The 18,743-nt window shown below is 36.0% G+C and carries 17 protein-coding genes; 10 read left to right on the top strand and 7 right to left on the bottom strand.

Annotated features, from left to right (window positions below):
- Positions 1 to 79: 79 nt before the first annotated feature.
- Positions 80 to 811, bottom strand: coding sequence for a cell division ATP-binding protein FtsE (locus tag KEM10_RS13350; RefSeq protein WP_212216514.1), 732 nt, complete (start codon positions 809 to 811; stop codon positions 80 to 82).
- 67 nt (positions 812 to 878) lie between these two features.
- Complete coding sequence (locus KEM10_RS13345; protein WP_244825833.1) at positions 879 to 2,078, bottom strand: pyridoxal phosphate-dependent aminotransferase; 1,200 nt, start codon at positions 2,076 to 2,078, stop codon at positions 879 to 881.
- 282 nt (positions 2,079 to 2,360) lie between these two features.
- Between KEM10_RS13345 and KEM10_RS13340 the strand changes: the two genes are divergently transcribed.
- Complete coding sequence (locus tag KEM10_RS13340; RefSeq protein ID WP_212216513.1) at positions 2,361 to 2,888, top strand: DUF7935 family protein; 528 nt, start codon at positions 2,361 to 2,363, stop codon at positions 2,886 to 2,888.
- A 15-nt stretch (positions 2,889 to 2,903) separates the two neighbouring features.
- A complete protein-coding gene (locus KEM10_RS13335) occupies positions 2,904 to 3,659 on the top strand; it encodes a glycosyltransferase family 2 protein (protein ID WP_212216512.1) in 756 nt (251 codons plus the stop codon).
- Positions 3,660 to 3,662: 3 nt separating this feature from the next.
- Here KEM10_RS13335 and KEM10_RS13330 read toward each other — a convergent pair whose 3' ends face one another.
- Both KEM10_RS13330 and KEM10_RS13325 read right to left on the bottom strand, forming a co-directional pair.
- Positions 3,663 to 6,056: a GumC family protein gene (locus tag KEM10_RS13330; RefSeq protein ID WP_212216511.1), complete on the bottom strand. Its 2,394-nt coding sequence runs from the start codon at positions 6,054 to 6,056 to the stop codon at positions 3,663 to 3,665.
- Between the two features lie 80 nt (positions 6,057 to 6,136).
- Positions 6,137 to 7,462: an amidohydrolase family protein gene (locus KEM10_RS13325; protein WP_212216510.1), complete on the bottom strand. Its 1,326-nt coding sequence runs from the start codon at positions 7,460 to 7,462 to the stop codon at positions 6,137 to 6,139.
- A gap of 144 nt (positions 7,463 to 7,606) precedes the next feature.
- Between KEM10_RS13325 and KEM10_RS13320 the strand changes: the two genes are divergently transcribed.
- From KEM10_RS13320 to KEM10_RS13305, 4 genes are all read left to right on the top strand, one after another.
- Complete coding sequence (locus KEM10_RS13320; protein WP_212216509.1) at positions 7,607 to 8,503, top strand: EamA family transporter; 897 nt, start codon at positions 7,607 to 7,609, stop codon at positions 8,501 to 8,503.
- Positions 8,504 to 9,239: 736 nt separating this feature from the next.
- On the top strand, positions 9,240 to 10,649 hold the full coding sequence (locus tag KEM10_RS13315; RefSeq protein WP_212216508.1) for a tetratricopeptide repeat protein: 1,410 nt from the start codon (positions 9,240 to 9,242) through the stop codon (positions 10,647 to 10,649).
- Positions 10,650 to 10,669: 20 nt separating this feature from the next.
- Positions 10,670 to 11,590: a DUF368 domain-containing protein gene (locus KEM10_RS13310; RefSeq protein ID WP_212216507.1), complete on the top strand. Its 921-nt coding sequence runs from the start codon at positions 10,670 to 10,672 to the stop codon at positions 11,588 to 11,590.
- A 2-nt stretch (positions 11,591 to 11,592) separates the two neighbouring features.
- On the top strand, positions 11,593 to 12,339 hold the full coding sequence (locus KEM10_RS13305) for a shikimate dehydrogenase family protein (RefSeq protein WP_212216506.1): 747 nt from the start codon (positions 11,593 to 11,595) through the stop codon (positions 12,337 to 12,339).
- Here the strand turns inward: KEM10_RS13305 and truA are convergent.
- Positions 12,334 to 13,119, bottom strand: a complete 786-nt coding sequence (gene truA / locus KEM10_RS13300; RefSeq protein ID WP_244825831.1) for a tRNA pseudouridine(38-40) synthase TruA — start codon at positions 13,117 to 13,119, stop codon at positions 12,334 to 12,336. The genes KEM10_RS13305 and truA overlap by 6 nt on opposite strands.
- Before the next feature lie 167 nt (positions 13,120 to 13,286).
- Here truA and KEM10_RS13295 point away from each other — a divergent pair, with 167 nt between their 5' ends.
- From KEM10_RS13295 to KEM10_RS13280, 4 genes are all read left to right on the top strand, one after another.
- Positions 13,287 to 13,739 carry a nuclear transport factor 2 family protein gene (locus tag KEM10_RS13295; RefSeq protein WP_212216505.1) on the top strand — a complete coding sequence of 151 codons (453 nt, stop codon included), beginning with the start codon at positions 13,287 to 13,289 and terminating at the stop codon, positions 13,737 to 13,739.
- Between the two features lie 23 nt (positions 13,740 to 13,762).
- The gene (locus KEM10_RS13290) at positions 13,763 to 14,179 is read left to right on the top strand and encodes a hypothetical protein (RefSeq protein WP_212216504.1); all 417 of its coding nucleotides are present in this window, start codon (positions 13,763 to 13,765) and stop codon (positions 14,177 to 14,179) included.
- Between the two features lie 23 nt (positions 14,180 to 14,202).
- A complete protein-coding gene (locus KEM10_RS13285; protein WP_244825829.1) occupies positions 14,203 to 14,904 on the top strand; it encodes a protein-L-isoaspartate(D-aspartate) O-methyltransferase in 702 nt (233 codons plus the stop codon).
- A 76-nt stretch (positions 14,905 to 14,980) separates the two neighbouring features.
- Complete coding sequence (locus tag KEM10_RS13280) at positions 14,981 to 15,526, top strand: glutathione peroxidase (RefSeq protein WP_212216503.1); 546 nt, start codon at positions 14,981 to 14,983, stop codon at positions 15,524 to 15,526.
- Between the two features lie 167 nt (positions 15,527 to 15,693).
- Here the strand turns inward: KEM10_RS13280 and KEM10_RS13275 are convergent, their stop codons facing one another.
- A complete protein-coding gene (locus KEM10_RS13275; RefSeq protein ID WP_212216502.1) occupies positions 15,694 to 17,805 on the bottom strand; it encodes a M3 family metallopeptidase in 2,112 nt (703 codons plus the stop codon).
- 43 nt (positions 17,806 to 17,848) lie between these two features.
- A complete protein-coding gene (locus tag KEM10_RS13270) occupies positions 17,849 to 18,739 on the bottom strand; it encodes a carbon-nitrogen hydrolase (protein WP_212216501.1) in 891 nt (296 codons plus the stop codon).
- Positions 18,740 to 18,743: the final 4 nt, after the last annotated feature.

Raw genomic sequence — 18,743 nt, 5'->3', positions numbered from 1 at the left:
AACCGCTTAAAGATAAAAAAAGTGATTGAGCCTATACACAATCACTTTAGTTTTTTATCATCAAGAAATGAACAGCTTACTAATCCAATAAGTCAAAGTCAATTTCTTCTTGTTTACTTTCGGTAAGTCGGGTATCCTCACAGCGAATAGTTCGTCCCGGAAATTTCTTTAGAAGATTATAATTATGTGTTGCCATAACTACCGTTCTCCCTCCTTCACAGATTTTTTTCAACAATAACATTAATTCATCTGAAGTTTCCGGATCGAGATTTCCGGTAGGCTCATCTGCCAAAATTAAATCCGGTTCATTCAAAAGCGCCCGGGCAATTCCTATTCTTTGCTGCTCTCCACCCGATAACTGATGAGGCATTTTATAGCCCTTATGAACCATATCAACGTGCGAAAGCACCTCTCTTATTCGCTTATCAATCTCTTTTTTGTTTTTCCAGCCAGTAGCCTTCAATACAAACAAAAGATTATTATACACAGTGCGATCGGATAAAAGCTGAAAATCCTGAAAAACAATTCCCATCTTACGACGAAGAAAAGGTACTTTACTTTTCTTAAGAGACTTGAGTGGATATCCGGCAACAAATCCATACCCTTCCTGCAAAGGCAGCTCGTTGTACATTGTTTTAAGTAAACTGGATTTTCCACTCCCCACCTTACCAATCAAATACACAAACTCACCCGGTTTGATATGAAAATTTACATCCTGCAGTATTAAATGTTCCTGCTGACGGATGTAAACATTGTTAAAATCAACAATATTACCCTCTTTATTTACGGTGTTGTGTGAAGATTTATCCATAATTGTTACAAGCGGTTACTAATGCAACCCAAAGAAACAATTTTTTAAGGAATATTGAAAGGCAGAACTATTGTAGTTCTGCCAATGCATTTTTAACTCTGTCAAACGCTGTGCGTAATTGCTCTTCGCTGGCAGCGTAAGAAAAACGAATACATCTATCGTCACCAAAGGCTACTCCCGGCACCGATGCTACATGAGCATCTTCCAAAAGGTACAAACATAAATCCATAGATCCATTCATCACCTTTCCGTTTACACTCTTACCAAAATAATAGCTTAAGTCAGGGAAAATATAGAATGCTCCATCTGGCACTGATACCTTAAATCCAGGTATATCCTTAACCAGATCCAACACCATATCACGACGCTTCAAGAAGGCCTGACGCATATCTTCCACACAATCCTGACTATCGCCAATAGCAGCTTCTGCAGCTTTTTGAGCAATAGCACAAACACCTGAAGTGAACTGTCCTTGTAATTTAGATGTAGCTTTAGCGATAGGAAGCGGAGCAGCAATGTAACCGATTCTCCAACCTGTCATTGCATATGCTTTTGATACGCCATTGATTAAAATCGTTCTATCTTTCAAATAATCAACCTCAGCAAAACCTGCATGCTCACCCATATAGTTGATTTTCTCATAAATCTCATCTGAAATAATCAACACTTCAGGATACTTCTTCAACACTTCCGCCAAGGCAAAAACTTCTGCTTTGGTATAAACACTTCCTGATGGGTTGGAAGGTGAATTAAACATCACCGCCCTGGTTTTTGGGGTGATAGCTTTATCTAATTGTTCCGGTGTAATTTTAAAATCAGTATCAACACTTGATTCAATAATAACCGGGGTTCCTTCTGACAATTTAATTAAGTCGATATAACTCACCCAATACGGTGCCGGCACAATCACCTCATCTCCATTATTTACAAGACACTGAAGAACATTAGCCAAACTGTGTTTAGCTCCATTTGATACTACAATCTGGGCCGGATCGTAATCCAAACCATTGTCTTTTTTCAGTTTCTCACAAATAACTTTTTTCAAAGCCGGATAACCAGGTACGGGTGGATATTTTGTAAAATTATTATTTACTGCATCTATGGCGGCATCCTTTATATGATCGGGAGTTGTAAAATCAGGTTCTCCAAGAGTTAGATTTACAACATCTACTCCTTTATCCTGTAACTCTTTGCTTTTTTGATTCATCAGAATAGTTTGCGACTCTGATAAACGATTAATCCTGTCCGAAATTTGTAAAGCCTCCATAAATCGATTGCGTTTAAATTGACTCAGTTTCCTGTAAATTTTACAATAATTATAGTTTCCTGCAATACGAAAACATTTTCTATCTTGCAGCGAATTTAATACAAAACTAAGTAAAAAAAGCAAGTCCGCAAGGTTCAATTTATTATTAATTGTTGTTTTTTATCAGACAATTGCAGTAAATTATAAGCTGAGATTTAAAAGCGTTTGCAAATCAAAAGTTATTGAATCATCAGAATGGATTTGACTGAAAACAATTAACATACATAACTTAAATAAATTATAATGATTGACTGGCAAACAATCCTCTATCAGGCAATACCCTATTTAATGATTGGAGTTCCTATTCTAATCCTTATAAACTGGTTTTTAAAACAAAACCTAAAAACCAAACAGATAGAGCTATCCCTGTCGATGCAAAAAGAAATGCTTCCATTAAGAATACAGGCATATGAACGGCTTACTATTTTATTGGAGCGAATCAACCCTGATACTCTTATATTACGTGAACAAAAGCAAGGTTTATCAAACTTGCAGTTACACTCTTCTTTATTAAAAAGCATTCGTTCTGAATTTGAGCATAACCTGGCCATGCAAATCTACCTTCCTGTAAAAACATGGGATTTAATACTAAAATCACGTGACGAAGTAATAAAACTGATTAACACCTGTGCAGGAGAAGTAAAAGCAGAAGGCCCTTCAATGGAACTATCTCAAAAAATAATCGAGCGCTTCAGTAAAGAATCAGACTTTTACATTAAGCAGGCTAAAGAAGCATTAAAAAAAGACATTCAACTTTATTATTTTTCTTAACAGACGATTGCCACCATGCAAATCAGTATCATTACCGTTACTTATAATAGCGCACACACACTTGCATCCACTATTAATAGCATTAAAGAACAAACCGCTTTAAAAAATATTGAGTACATAGTTGTTGATGGAAATTCAACGGATGAAACCGTTGAGCTGATTAAGAATAACACCGATACAATCAGCCATTGGATTAGCGAACCCGACAATGGAATTTATGATGCAATGAACAAAGGTCTAAAGTTGGCCAACGGAGATTGGGTTGGTTTTTTGCATGCCGATGATGCTTTAGCCAGCAATAGTATCGTTGAAGAAATGCTGGAAGTGATTGCTACCAACAATACAATAAATGCACTATATGGCAACCTAAATTACGTGCAGGAAAACAATATCAACAAAACAGTTCGCCATTGGAAGAGCCAGCCATTTAAAACTAAGCTATTAAAAAATGGTTGGATGCCTCCTCACCCAACGCTATATTTAAAAAGAGATTTATTTCTTAAGCTCAATGGCTTTGATACTCGTTATAAAATTGCTGCAGACTATGATTTTATCCTTCGCTTGTTTTCTAATTCAGAAACACAAAGCTACTTTTTAAACAAACTTATTGTAAACATGCGAATGGGCGGTGCCAGCAATCAATCTTTGTCAAACATCATTCAAAAATCAAAAGAAGACTACCTTGCTTTAAAACGCAACAATATTGGAGGCTTTTCATCCTTACTGATTAAGAATTTCAGCAAATTATCGCAATTCTTTAAGCACAAATAATTTTTACGAACTGTAGTGTTCGCTATAATATTCGGCTGAATAATATCCATAGCCTTTTTCAGCCAGAGAAATATCATTCATTAAAATTCCAATCTTAGAAACATCTTCATCCATCAGATTTTCAATTGTTAGCGCCATATGCTCTCGTAAAGTATAATTGGCACGCACAACAAACAAATTATAATCCGATTCCTGAATTAACATCCTTGCATCAGCCACCAAGCCTATAGGGGGTGAATCCACAATTATCACATCAAAATGCTTTCGCAAATAATCAAACAACTCTTTGGGACCTGATCCCGAAAGCAATTCACTGGGATTTGGAGGAATTGGTCCTGCTGGCACAACCGACAAATTAGAATATTCAGTTTGATAAATGATGTCATCAATATTTGCTTCATCAATAAGATAATTTGACAAACCGGGCTTATCTATCAATTTAAATAAAGCAGTTAAGCGAGGCTTTCGCAAGTCAAAACCCAGTAAAATCGTTTTCTTACCCGATATAGCAAACACCGAAGCCAGATTCTCAGCGCAAAAGGTTTTACCTTCACCTGTATTAGTACTTGTTAAAGTAATTACCTGTACATCCCTATCTGAATTCATATACTTTAACTTCGTTCGTAATGCCCTGAACGATTCACTTATTATGGAATGCGGATGCTCGTGAATAACATTGTTTACTCCAGCTTTATTATGCACTACAGTACCCACTATTGACAAATTCGGAGCTACAAAATGCACATCATCTTTATTCCTGATTTTTGTATTTAAAAACTCTTTAAGCGCAATAAATGCCGCCGGTAAAATCAAAGCTAACAAAATACCCTTTTGATAATTACTTCTTTTAGTTGGAGAGACCACTGCCGAAATACTTGCATTATCAATTATCTCATTATCCGGAACATTACTGGCTTTGGCAATTTGAGTTTCAGATTGTTTTTGCAGCAAAAAAGTATAAATGGCATCATTCAACTTATACGACCTGTCAATTTTCAAGTAAGTCTTTTCCAATGCAGGTAACTGGTCCATATCAACCACAATGTCATTTATTTTTCTTTGATATTTTTGCTTTTCAAGATCCAAACTTCGTAGAACCTGATTAATACCCTTTACCAGATTTTCTTTAGTGACATCGATTTTACTCTCCAGAGCTCGTACATATTGATTATTCTTCTCAGCCGCACTATACAGCATCTCCTTTTCTTCTTCGTAAGAAATTAACTGAAGAACCAATTGATTAATAAAACTGGTATTTTCGTCATTAACAGCCGGTAACATATACTCTTCAATATCTGCTGTATCATCCAAATTATTTTGAAGATACTCGTAATACGACTCCTGCATTTCCAGCATCTTCACCTCTTTCTCTGCATCAAAATATTGTTCAGCTAATTTTTGCGAAAACTCAGACGGCCCCATAAAGCGGTTATCACGACGATAGTCTAACAAACTATTCTGAACCTTATCCAAGGTATCTGCAATATTATCCAACTGAGAATTTATAAACGCCAAAGAGCGCGTAGCCATGTTGTTTTTCTGCTCTAAATTATGCTCCAATATCACCTCGCATAAAGCATCCAGAAAAACTGTTAATTTTTCATGATTCGTTCCAGTTGCCGTTACAAAAATAATACTCGATCCCTCTCTGTATGAACTAACTCCCAACCTGGAACGATATTGATTTGCCAGTTGGTCGTGCGACTTAAAAACAAAATGATACGTCGCATCATCCTTAAAAACATTTGAACTTGGTATAATACGAAATGAAAATTGATCTCTCGTCAACCATTCTCCCATCTTTAAATTCTCGTGTAAATCAATTGGACCTGTTGATCCGGCTCTTTTATCTCCATCAAAAATAAATAAAGCACCACCTTCAGTCTGCACTTCTACACTCACTTCATCATCTGAAATATAATTTACATTGATAGGTACATTCAGGAGTTGTGGGTGCAAGGAATCAAACTCAACAATAAATGGCTTACTATAGTATAGTTCAGTATCTTTAAATACACCTTCAACCACATAAGTTACCCCAAAATTCAATCGATCAATTGCTTTCTTAACCAGTTTCTTCGAACGAATAACAAACATTTGATTCTCAACATTTCTCACTTCAGGGGATAACCCAAAGCCTTCAATTAGTTCTGAACGACTAATTGACTGTTGATCTCCACTTTTTAACAACATTGTGGCACGAGCCTGATAAACAGGCACGGTATAACGATGATATATATAAACAGATCCAACACACAACGGAAATGAAATCACAAACAAATACCAATTTTTCCGAAGAAGAAATAATATTCGTTTAAGATCGAATAATGAATCGTTTGATTTTCCTTTGCGCGCATTATGCGATATATACTTACTGCCTTTTTCGACTGGAGTCATAGATTGAGTTTTGCAAGGCAAATATAATTATTTTAAGTAATCAGTCAGCCCTCTGTTTGATGGATTGGGTTTTAGGAGAATTAAACAGGACTACGATACACAAAATGTCCACAGCAACCTTCTTTGGTAAAGTTCTCTCCATCGTAAACCATATTTCCTCTTACAAAAACAAAGTCAGGACGCCCACGCAATTTCACACTCTTACTTTCTGATTCCATACCAACCGGGAAATTACAATATAAGTTCCGCTCAAAATCAGGATCCCAAACAACAATATCAGCATCACTACCCACTTTTAAAGTGCCTTTTTTTGGATAAAGCCCAAATATTTTTGCCTGCCTGCCGGAAACTATTGAGGCAAATTCCGAAATACTGATCTTTCCTTCTACAACTCCAGCTGTATATATTACAGAAAGAAAATTCTTTAATAAAAAAAACTCATCTGGTCGATTATTAACCTGACTTGTTTTTACAATACCCTCCCCGGATAGGTTTATTAATGGACGTGCAATAAAGAAATGAGGATCTTGTAAAAGCTCCCAAAAATAATTTGTTTTAATAAGTGATAATCGGTTACTCAGTGAAAAACCTGAAAAAATAGAATCTTCATTAATTTCATATCTATCCTGACCACCAATATTAAATGGAAACACAATTTCAGCCGAAATCAATCCTGACTCCCGATACTCTTCTATCACTTCCATTTGTTCCTGAAAACTAACACCTAACAAACTTAACCGACAACCAAACTTTACGATCTTTTTAATAATATATCTGAACTGTCGCAGATGTTCATCAATAGATTCTTTGTATTCCTCATCCCAATTTGAAAAACGATGTTCCATTATTTCGGGCTGCTGCATTTCCAGTACCACAACCAAATCAAAATAAGCAATCACCTGAAGAATTTCATCCAGCTTAGACTGATTAAAAGAGTCTAATACAGGCCATCGAAGAAAAAAAGAAGTTATACCTTCATGAGAGTAACAATAATCAATATCCTTAGCAGTAATTCCCTCCCATCCTTGCAAGGCCAAATGAAAGCTATAATCAGGAACGACAAAAAACTTTTTATTTCTTCTGTTTATTAATTCACTGGTTGCGTCCAACGAATAGCCAGGCATCATCGTTTCGATCAAAGCTGTTGTACCTCCCATTATTTCGGCTTGATTAAACCTCTTTTGAATGTCACTTTCGACTGTGCATAACTCACCAAAAGCAATGCTTGTATCAATAGCTCCGGGCAATAAAAATTTACCTCCGGCATCAATTACCGGAGTCTCAGGTTCAGGTCTTTCCAAACCATTTCCAATTGCAACAATTTTATTACTGCCTATTAGTAAATCAGCCTCCACCACCTCATCATCACCTACTACCTGGCCATTTTTAATTAGTACATAATCCATAATAAGGTGTTTTATACCAATATAAATAAAACATAGAAGGTTTGCAAAATCAATACATCTTAGCATACTATTAAGGCTTAAAGAAAAGTGTAGAACCTTTTGCACTCTTTTGAAAAGCATTAGTTTTGCGAAAATTTTTACTTCATGTGGTTTTTATACGCTCTAGTGTCAGCTCTTTTTTTAGGTATTTACGATGTTTTAAAGAAGGTATCTGTAAATAACAATGCTGTTTTTCCGGTATTACTTGTCAGCACCCTGTCTTCAGCCCTGTTATTTCTACCCATATTTATTTTATCGCGAAATGGTTACCTAATTGAAGGAGACTTGCTTTTTATACCCAGAGCCGATTTACAAACACATTTATTTATTTTTGCCAAAGCAGTATTAGTTCTTACCTCATGGATCTTTTCATTTTTTGCCCTCAAACATCTACCTATTACCGTTGTTAGTCCAATCCGAGCTACAGGTCCATTATGGACATTAATTGGAGCCATTTTAATTTTTGGTGAGCAACTAAATATTACACAATGGTTAGGATTGATAATAACATTGCTTTTTTTCTACCTTTTCTCAACTATCGGTAAACTCGAAGGAATTTCATTAAAAAACAACCGTTGGTTCTGGTTTATTATTTTGGCAACATTAACTGGAGCAGCCAGCGGATTATACGATAAATACTTGATGACCAATTTAGACAGAATGGCTGTACAAAGTTGGTTTTCTGTTTATCAAGCAATGTTAATGGTTCCTATTGTTTACCTTATTTGGTACCCCCAACGAAAAAAACACGGTTCTTTTACATTTCGATGGAGCATTCCAATGGTTGGCATTATGCTGGTTATTGCCGACTTTGCATACTTTTATGCACTGAGCAATCCAGAAGCCTTAATTTCAGTTATTTCAGCCTTACGTCGGGGTAGTGTAATAATTGCTTTTGTTTTCGGAGCTTTACTATTCAAAGAAAAAAACATCAAGCGAAAAGCTATTTATCTGGCAGGTATCCTAACAGGTATTCTTCTGCTTCTTCTAGGCTCAATGTAAGAACTAAAATCAGTCATCCGCCAGTGAGTAAATTTGATTACTAATTCACATTGGCCAAAATAAGGTTTAGCAATGTTTATCTTTGTTAATTAGCGCCCTTTAGTCATAAAGTGTGCAAATATCAGTGCACGTTTTCGTACAACCCCCTGTATCAAAACCGAACAAATTTTTAAAGCCAAACAATTCAATTTTCTCACATAAAAGCCTAATTAAGTTAATATTACAAACACTGGCACAGCAATTGAAGAATTAATTCCTGATTTGCAAAGGCAAACAACGGAAAAATGCAAATAGTACACAACTAAGCTTTGACCGAACCGAAGACTTAAGTCTTCATAACCCTATTTTTTTTGCCAAGGTAAAATGAAGAGTGACCCCACAAAAGAAAATGGCGATTTCTTAACACTAACTGAACAGTTTAAAATGGCGATTTTATTCTGTTTTAATCATTTAAACCAGGCACAGCTTGTAAGATTAAAGTGCACAATTCTAGTGTTTTGGCGATAAAGGTGCAATTTCTCTTCAGGCAAGAGGCTGATACCGAACCCTAGGACAGCCTCTTTTTTTTAGTCAACTCCTTAATGTTTAAATACCCTAATGCATTAGCCTCTTTCAGAGGCTTTTGTTTTTTACACCCATTTACCACCTTATAAATCGTTAATAAAGTGTTGATATAATTGCTTGTAATGCGATTGGAAGTATTGATTAATTTGATATTTTTGTTGCATAAATAACGATGAAGTATATGCAGGATTTCTTGCACGCCAACCATGATGATGTAGTAGAGGCTGTTAAACGATTTGAGAGGATGATCAGCAAAGACAAAGAAGTCTTTTTTGACGTACATCAAGTTGAAAATATTTTTGATTTCTATCTGGAGAAAAGCCTATTAAAACAGGCTGAACAGATTCTACAAATAGGATTGCGACAACATCCACAATCCACTTCTCTTCTTGTAAAAAAAGCAGGCTTCTTGGCTGATTCAAATCAACTGGATGATGCCCTTGGTATTTTACTAAAAGTGGCCCCCATTGAAAACACCAATCCTGAAGTATTTATCACATTAGGATGGGTTATGTTGCAAAAGGATGAAATTCATTCGGCAGTAAGATATTTTAACCGGGCGGTAGACCTTGCTTTTGATGATGAAGAGGATATTCTTTTAGAAATAGCTTATAACCTCAACCAGTCAGAAGTATATATTGAGGCGGTAAAGTTTCTTGAAATACTTTCTAATAAATACCCCAATAATACCAATGCTTTGTTTGAATTTGCTTTTGCACTGGAGAAAATAGGCGAAAGACAAAGAAGTATTAACATTTATGAAAGAGTTCTTGAATTAGATCCTTTCTCAGAAAATGCATGGTATAATGTTGGAATTCTTTATAACAAAGAAGATCGTTTTATTGAAGCCAGTCAGGCATATGACTTTACCATTGCCATCAATCCATACCACACCGAGGCCTATTTCAACAAAGGAAATAGCCTGGCACATAAAGGATGCTTTGCTGAAGCTCTAGAAGCTTATATTTATCATGTTAGCTTAAGCCGCGATGTTGTTTTAACCTATCAGTACATAGCTGATTGCTGGGAACAACTCGGCAATTTTGATATGGCTATTCGTTTTTACAAGCTGGTAACCAAAGAACTCCCCGAAAGTGGAGATGCATGGTATGGAATTGGAACAGCTTTGATGGAAAAGGAAGATTTTAAAAACGGTCTCCAGGCCATTGATCAAGCCATTTCGATAAACCCAATGAATGCTGACTATTGGTTTGCTCATGCACGTGGATTATTTGAATTAGACCAAGCTGATGATGCCACTCGAAGTCTTGAAAATGGTTTAAACATCGATCCGGAAGAACTAAGCGGATGGATTGAATTACTTAAACTGAAGATGGGACTGGATAAATCGTTTGTACTACAAGAGTTTTTAAAAGAGTTACAAGAGCAATACTCCGATGTAGCAGCCATTCATTATCTTTCGGTAATAATTAATTACAAGTATTTGAATGATAACATCTCAGCTTTTTCTGAGTTAAAAAAAGCATTGAATACCGACTCATCGCTATTATCTTATTTATTGGATGAAATTCCTGAAATTCAAAAAATTCCAGAATTCAAATCAATTCTTCCAAACACTTAACATACAACTTACAGCTACTTATGAGTAAGCAAAATTTTTCGTTTTATTTAAAAACTGCTATCAAAGGAGCAGCCATGGGTGCTGCCAATGTTATACCTGGCGTTTCAGGTGGAACTATTGCTTTAATTACCGGAATATTTGAACGATTAATTAATGCCATTAAATCTTTTGATGTAAAAGCTCTTAAACTCTTATTAACTGGTAAATTCAAAGAGTTTGCTGATCACATCGATTTAGCTTTCTTGGTTTCTTTATTTGCGGGTGTTGGAATTGCCATTATTTCGCTGGCAAAACTTTTTAAATTTTTGTTCGAAAATCATCCCATTTATATTTGGGCTTTTTTCTTTGGACTAGTAATTGCTTCTGTATTTTTTGTGGGTAAAACAGTAAAGAAATGGAATGCTTCTTCCATCGTAAGCCTAATAATCGGAACCGCAGTGGCTGTATCAATATCTGTATTGACGCCAGCTTCAGAAAACAATTCATTTATCTATTTACTATTTTGTGGTGTGGTAGCCATATGTAGTATGATACTACCTGGTTTATCAGGCTCATTTGTTCTCATTCTTTTGGGAAATTACCAATTGGTAATGATTAATGCTGTTAGCGAGTTAAATGTTAAAGTATTATTACCTGTAGCAATAGGTGCCGGAGTTGGACTGGTAGCTTTCTCTCACTTCCTGTCTTGGCTATTAAAAAAATATCATAACCAAACCATCGCATTATTATCGGGATTTATTGCCGGATCATTGGGTATATTATGGCCTTGGAAAGAAGCCGTTACAAAACAGTTTGGCGAAAAAATTAAAACGGTTGACTACAATTATTATTTACCAAACTTAGACGGCGGGTTTTATTTGGCCTTGTTTTTTATTATTTTAGGGATAGCTAGCATTGTTGCCACCGAATTAACAGCCAATAAAAAACATCAAAACGCATAGTCATGAAAACTTTTGGTTTAATAGGTTATCCTCTTGCTCAATCATTTTCATACAAATACTTTACTCAAAAATTCAAAGACGAAAATATTAACGCCCGCTTTTTGAATTTTGAAATTCCTACTATTGAGGAACTTCCCAGCTTAATTGATCACCACCCCTACATTGCAGGTCTTTCAGTTACTATTCCATACAAAGAAAAGGTGATAAAATACCTGAATGAATTGGATATAACCGCTGAAAAAGTTGGGGCTGTTAATTCAATTAAAATAACCTGGAAGGATAAGAAACCTTATCTCAAAGGATACAATACTGATTTGATTGGGTTTAAGAATTCCATTCAGCCTTTATTAAAAGATCATCATAAAAAAGCCTTAGTTTTAGGAACAGGTGGCGCAGCAAAAGCAGTTGCACACGCATTAGAGATGCTTGGTCTTGAATTTAAATATGTAAGCCGTAAAGCTGATTCTGACAATTTAATCAACTACGCCTCATTATCAGAAGACATTCTCAATGAATATACTGTCATAGCCAACTCAACTCCACTGGGCATGTATCCTAATATTGATAAGTGCCCTGACATTAACTATGATTGTTTATCGGACAAGCATTTACTTTTTGATCTGACATACAATCCAGAGAATACCAAGTTTATGCAGTTGGGGGCAAAAAACGGAGCTACAACTAAAAATGGTTTGGAGATGTTGCATCTTCAGGCAGAGGCATCATGGTCAATCTGGAATGATTTATAAATCAACCTGTACTGGTGGTTTCTTTTCAATAGGCTGAAATAATTCATTAGAATATTCAACATCAACTAAAAAAAGTGCTTGTGGCGGAACTGATGTTCCTGCCTGCGAACGATTTTTTGCCTCAATCACTTCTTTAAATTGCTCAATCGTCATTTTACCTCTTCCCACTTCCAATAAAGTGCCTACAACTGCCCGAACCATGTTACGCAAAAAACGATCAGCCTTAATTACAAACACCAACATATCATCTTTATCCACCCATTGAGCCTGCATTATTTTACAATTATTTGTTTTGGTATCTGTATGCAACTTACTAAAACTGGTGAAATCGGTGTATTCAAATAACGTGTAGGCAGCTTCATTCATTTTTCCAACATCAATGTGAAATGAAGGACGATATGATATGTCATTAAAAAAAGGAGTTTTAAAAGGCTTAATATAATAATGATAGGTTCTTGAAACTGCACCAAAACGACTATGAGCCTCATCATCAACCAAAAACAAGGAGTACACAACTACATCATTTCGTAAAATACGATTTAATCGATGAAGAATAAACTGAGTATCCTCAATAGCTTGTTCACAATCGAAGTGAGCCACAAAATAGGAAGCATGTACCCCTGTATCAGTTCTTCCGGCGCCAACCACATTCACCTCTTCACGAATAGCTTTTTTTAAAGCATCATTAATTACTTCCTGCACACTTATTGCATTGGGCTGAATTTGCCACCCATGATAGTTTTGACCATTATAGGCCATCTCCATAAAATATCTTGGCATACCAATTGAAAAATTTGTACAAAGAAACAAAAAAACACGCACCTGAAGAACTCTTGTTTTCACTTGACAGCCCTATGGCTTTTTAGTAACTTATTCAATCATCAGTTAAGATTGCAGAAGACGAAAAGGCAGAATAAAGATTTACTAACCTATTAAAAACCGACACCATGAATACACTGGATGTATCAATCAGAGATTCGGAAAAGGTAGCTAAGATAAAAGATACCTTAAGCATGATGTTGCGGGCACAGGAAGAAGGTGATCTTACCACTTTTGCATCCTCTTTCGCTCACGACAATGATATGATCAACATCGGAACCGATCTGGACGAAATCTGGCATAACTGGAGCAGTTTCTATACCTGGATGGAATCGGCCATTATTGATAGAAAAGGCTACACTATAACAGAAAAAGACACTCATGTTAAATTAAGCCAATCGGGTGATGTAGCATGGTATTCTCAATTACTTGACACCTGCTTCGAAACCAAAGGGGAACCATTTAATCTGGAAGGTTTCAGACACACAGGTGTAATGGAAAAAAGAAACAAAAAATGGGTAATTGTACAAAGTCATATTTCGGCACCTTACAACAACGCCCAGGAAAACCCGCTAGATTAATTACTTAAAAAACTTTCATTTTTATGAAACGAGAAATTGGAATTTGGTTAAATTCTACCAAAGCCATTTTGGTGGATATTAACAATGGTAACCAAACCGTTAAAACCATTGAATCAGACATCGAAAGCAGAACCCGTTTTCCCGGAGAGGGTAAAAACTATTCACGATTAGGAGCTATGCAGGTAAATCCGAGTAAGAAGCTGACTAATCGCAAGAAGCATCAGCTTCATCATTACTTTGATGAAATAATTAATAACATTGAAGACGCTTCGGACCTGTTTATTTTCGGACCGTCAAAAACAAAAAATTTACTGGAAAAGGAGTTAAAAAAACATCATCAATTTCAGGATAAATTTATACAAACTGAGAACTCAGATAAATTAACTCAAAAACAATTAATAGCAAAAGTGAAAGATCACTTTGAATCAATAAAATCTTAATACATAAACAAATCCGGGTTATAATGCCCGGATTTTATTTTATGATTCTATTATTGATCACCATATTAAACTTATTCCCTTTGCAACAAGAGGAAGATAGCATGAGGCAGAAAATGGTACAAGAACAAATTATTAACAGAGGTATTACTGATGAAAATGTTATTGACGCCATGTTAACTGTTCCCCGTCATTATTTTGTACCACAAATACATAAATCCAAAGCATATTACGATTGCCCCTTACCCATTGGCTACAATCAAACTATTTCTCAACCCTATATTGTAGCTTTCATGACAGAAAAACTGAAATTATCCCCTGATGATAAAGTGTTGGAAATTGGAACGGGCAGCGGATACCAGGCAGCCATACTATCACAGATAGTTGACAGTGTTTTCACCATTGAAATAATCAATCAATTAGCTACCATCAGTCATCAAAAATTAAAAACTGCAGGTTATGCAAATATTTATTGCAAAGCAGGCGATGGTTATAATGGCTGGCCCGAACACGCTCCCTTTAACGCCATTATAGTAACTGCTGCACCCGATCAAGTTCCACAACCTTTGCTCGACCAATTAGCGGAAGGAGGACGACTGATAATACCCGTAGGCCCTACTCATGACATTCAGCACCTGAAGATATATAAGAAAGAAAGAGGGAAAATAAAACAGAAGAACCTGTTAACGGTTAGGTTTGTACCTTTTATGAGAAACAGCGATCTGTAGTTTTGACCTTGAACAGACACAACCTTTCTAGCAATATTTTGTTATAATACTGAATTACAAACCTTATAATAAGATTATGTATAGAATTATTTTAACGCTGACTTTAATTTTAGCTTTACCGGTTTACAATAGTGCCCAGGCCGATAAATCTTTCTATGACTTTACCGTTAAAGACATTGATGGAAAATTATTCGATCTTAGTGAATTGAAAGGAAAGAAAGTAATGATTGTGAATGTTGCCAGCAAATGCGGACTTACTCCTCAATATGAACAATTACAACAACTATATGAACAATATGGAGGCGACGATTTTATGATCATCGGTTTTCCGGCAAATAATTTTTTGAGCCAGGAACCAGGTACCGAGAGTGAGATTAAGACTTTTTGTACCGAAAACTATGGTGTAACGTTTCCTATGATGTCAAAAATATCGGTTAAAGGTGATGATATACATCCTTTATACCAATGGCTAACCACCAAAACACTTAATGGATTTGAAGACAGTAAAGTAAAATGGAATTTTCAAAAATACCTGATTAATACTGACGGAACCATTGCTAAGGTTATTTCACCAAAAACCAAACCATACGACCAGGAAATAATTGATTGGATTACAAACTAAAAGTTGTCACCCTCCTAAGATATGCGACACTATCCCAATGCATTCATTTATTAGGTTGACAACTTTTACTAAAAAAAACGAAGCGAATTGACTTCTTAGTATCAATTCGCTTCGTTTTTTTTATTTTAGACTAATAACCTGAGTCCATATAAAATTCTGAACTTAGGTTAGTTTAAACCTCGTTTTGATAGTAAAGCATCAACAGTTGGTTCTTGTCCTCTGAATTTCATATACTGCACCATTCCTTCATCTTCACCACATTCCGATAAACAATGTTTGCGGAACTTAGCAGCCAATTCCGGATTAAAAATATCACCTGATTGCTTAAAAGCATCAAAAGCATCAGCATCTAATACTTCTGCCCAAATATACACATAGTAACCAGCTGCGTATCCGCCATCGAAAATATGACCAAAGTATGTTGTTCTGTATCGAGGTATAATTTCATCGATCAAACCAATTCGATCCATCGACTCTTTTTCAAATAGTAATGCATCATCCACCTCCTGTGCGGCAGATAAACTATGCCAATCCATGTCCAATATAGATGCTGCCAAATATTCAACGGTTGCAAATCCCTGGTTAAAATGGCCACTGCTTTGAATTTTCTGAATCAGCTCATCCGGAATTATCTCACCTGTTTTGTAATGCTTGGCAAAATGCTTCAATACTTCTGGTTCGGCAGCCCAATTTTCCATTATCTGAGATGGTAACTCTACATAATCCTGAGGCACTACTCCCGCTGTTCTTTTATATTCGCCGGTAGTAAACAAACCATGCAAAGCATGTCCGAATTCATGGAATAAAGTACTTACTTCGTCGAAATTTAATAAGGCCGGCGCATCACCCGTAGGTTTCGTAAAATTACAAACAATAGATACCAAAGGGGCTGTTTTCACCCCATCACAGGTAATAGATTCACGAAATCCAGTACACCAGGCACCCGGTCCTTTACTATTTCTCGGATGATAATCTAAATACAACAATCCTAAGTGTGCTCCATCCGCTTCTTTCACCTCAAATACCTCAACTTCATCATTATATAAAGGCACATTATCAGTTGAAGAAAAAGTAACTCCATATAATTGATTAGCTACCCAAAACATTCCATCACGAACATTACTCAACTGGAAATATGGGATTATTTGCGCCTCATCAAGGTCATATTTAGCTTTTCTTAACTTTTCGGAATAATACCACCAATCCCAACTTTTGAGCTCAAAATCGCCGCCTTCTGCATTAATTATGGCTTGCATTTCTTTTAACTCAGTTTTTGATTTATCTAAAGCCGGCACCCAAAGCTGATTAAGAAAATCATACACTTTGTCAGGAGTCTTTGCCATATTCTCATCAATCACATACCCGGCATGAGTATCATACCCCAACAGTTTTGCCCTATCAGCTCGAATACTCGCCATCTGAATAGCGATTTCTTTATTATCAAATTCATCGTTGTTATTACCTCGCATAAAATAACCACGGTAGATCTTTTCTCTTAGTGCTCTATTATCAGCATACTGCAAAAATGGAATTAAGCTTGGTTTTTGAAGAGTGAACATCCATTTTCCTTCTTCACCATTTTGCCTGGCTGTTAAAGCAGCTGCTTCAATCACTCCTTCAGGCAAGCCCGCCAAGTCTTCCTCTTTGTCAATTATCAACTGAAAGTTTTCGTTTGTTTCAGCCAGCTGGTTTTCACCAAACTTTAATTGCAATAAAGCCAGTTTCGCATTCAGTTTCTTTAACTTTTCCTGATCCTCAGTACTTAATTCAGCACCATTTCTCACAAAATCGTTATAATACTTTTCAACCACCCTTATTTGAGAGAGGTTTAGATCCAAAGTCTCTCTTTGATCATAAACCGACTTAACACGTTTAAACAACTCCATATTCATTGAGATATTGTCACGATGTTTAGTCATTAAAGGAGCTACCTCACGGGCAATAGATTGTAACTCATCATTATTGTCCGTTTCTTTAATATTGTAAAATACGCTTCCTACTTTTGTTAGCAGTTCACCAGATTTATCAAAAGCAACAATAGTGTTTTTAAAATCAGGAGCTTGCATATTTTTCACAATAGCCTCTATTTCTTTATTCTGCTCTTCAACCCCCTTTTTAAAGGCAGGTAAATAATGCGACTCTTTAATTAAATCAAAAGGAGGTGCCTTAAATTCAGTATCATAATCCACAAAAAAAGGATTTTGCTCCTCTACCGTTTTATTCTGACAAGAATTAATCATTATCGTTAATGCAATTAATAAAAAACATAAGTGTTTCATTCTTTTCATAGATTCTTTAAATAAATATGGTGGTTTTCAATTTTTAATCAATATACCGTTTAACAATATTTCCGTATGCATCTATGCGCCTGTCCCTTAGAAAAGGCCAAATACGACGAACATCTTCACTTCTCTTCAGATCGATCTCCTGTATAATATTGCAATGTTCATTTGAAGGAGCACTTGCCAATATTTCCCCTTGCGGACCAGCAATAAAACTATTTCCCCAGAATTTAATTCCATCTGAATTACCTGTAGGATCTGATTCATGACCTGTTCGGTTTGCCACTATAACAGGTAATCCATTTGAAACAGCATGAGCTCGTTGCGAAATCGTCCAGGCACCAAGTTGACGTTCCTGTTCATCAGATGTATCATTGATATCCCAACCTATTGCTGTAGGATAAATCAAAACCTCTGCTCCCTTCAAAGCCATCAGCCTGGCTCCTTCAGGGTACCATTGATCCCAACAAACTAAAACACCTAACTTACCAACTGAAGTTACTATGGGTTCAAACCCCATATCACCTGGAGTAAAATAGAATTTTTCGTAAAAACCGGGGTCATCAGGAATATGCATTTTGCGGTATTTACCAGCTAGACTTCCATCTTTCTCAAATACAACCGCTGTATTATGATACAAGCCTGGAGCACGTTTTTCAAATAGTGATGTAACCAATACTATCCCCAGCTCTTTTGCAATAGCTCCATAAAATTCTGTAGATGGTCCAGGAATGGTTTCAGCTAAATCAAAATAGTCAACCGTTTCGTGCTGACAGAAATACAAACTATTGTGCAACTCCTGCAAAACAACTAACTCCGCCCCTTTATCTGCACAATCCCTTATATTTCGCTCCAATAATTTACAATTATCATTAACTGAATCTATATTTGATTGCTGAACAACACCTACAATTAACTTCTCTTTTTTCATGTTT

Source organism: Carboxylicivirga linearis (assembly GCF_018271995.1).
In the GTDB taxonomy this organism is placed as follows: Bacteria; Bacteroidota; Bacteroidia; order Bacteroidales; family Marinilabiliaceae; genus Carboxylicivirga; species Carboxylicivirga linearis.
This window is presented reverse-complemented; position numbering and strand designations above follow the sequence as displayed.

Excerpts from the sequence above, each read along its gene's own strand:
- KEM10_RS13350 (WP_212216514.1), bottom strand. The coding sequence starts at position 811 with ATGGATAAATCTTCACACAACACCGTAAATAAAGAGGGTAATATTGTT.
- KEM10_RS13345 (WP_244825833.1), bottom strand. The coding sequence starts at position 2,078 with ATGGAGGCTTTACAAATTTCGGACAGGATTAATCGTTTATCAGAGTCG.
- KEM10_RS13340 (WP_212216513.1), top strand. The coding sequence starts at position 2,361 with ATGATTGACTGGCAAACAATCCTCTATCAGGCAATACCCTATTTAATG.
- KEM10_RS13335 (WP_212216512.1), top strand. The coding sequence starts at position 2,904 with ATGCAAATCAGTATCATTACCGTTACTTATAATAGCGCACACACACTT.
- KEM10_RS13330 (WP_212216511.1), bottom strand. The coding sequence starts at position 6,056 with ATGACTCCAGTCGAAAAAGGCAGTAAGTATATATCGCATAATGCGCGC.
- KEM10_RS13325 (WP_212216510.1), bottom strand. The coding sequence starts at position 7,462 with ATGGATTATGTACTAATTAAAAATGGCCAGGTAGTAGGTGATGATGAG.
- KEM10_RS13320 (WP_212216509.1), top strand. The coding sequence starts at position 7,607 with ATGTGGTTTTTATACGCTCTAGTGTCAGCTCTTTTTTTAGGTATTTAC.
- KEM10_RS13315 (WP_212216508.1), top strand. The coding sequence starts at position 9,240 with ATGAAGTATATGCAGGATTTCTTGCACGCCAACCATGATGATGTAGTA.
- KEM10_RS13310 (WP_212216507.1), top strand. The coding sequence starts at position 10,670 with ATGAGTAAGCAAAATTTTTCGTTTTATTTAAAAACTGCTATCAAAGGA.
- KEM10_RS13305 (WP_212216506.1), top strand. The coding sequence starts at position 11,593 with ATGAAAACTTTTGGTTTAATAGGTTATCCTCTTGCTCAATCATTTTCA.
- truA (WP_244825831.1), bottom strand. The coding sequence starts at position 13,119 with ATGCCAAGATATTTTATGGAGATGGCCTATAATGGTCAAAACTATCAT.
- KEM10_RS13295 (WP_212216505.1), top strand. The coding sequence starts at position 13,287 with ATGAATACACTGGATGTATCAATCAGAGATTCGGAAAAGGTAGCTAAG.
- KEM10_RS13290 (WP_212216504.1), top strand. The coding sequence starts at position 13,763 with ATGAAACGAGAAATTGGAATTTGGTTAAATTCTACCAAAGCCATTTTG.
- KEM10_RS13285 (WP_244825829.1), top strand. The coding sequence starts at position 14,203 with ATGCCCGGATTTTATTTTATGATTCTATTATTGATCACCATATTAAAC.
- KEM10_RS13280 (WP_212216503.1), top strand. The coding sequence starts at position 14,981 with ATGTATAGAATTATTTTAACGCTGACTTTAATTTTAGCTTTACCGGTT.
- KEM10_RS13275 (WP_212216502.1), bottom strand. The coding sequence starts at position 17,805 with ATGAAACACTTATGTTTTTTATTAATTGCATTAACGATAATGATTAAT.
- KEM10_RS13270 (WP_212216501.1), bottom strand. The coding sequence starts at position 18,739 with ATGAAAAAAGAGAAGTTAATTGTAGGTGTTGTTCAGCAATCAAATATA.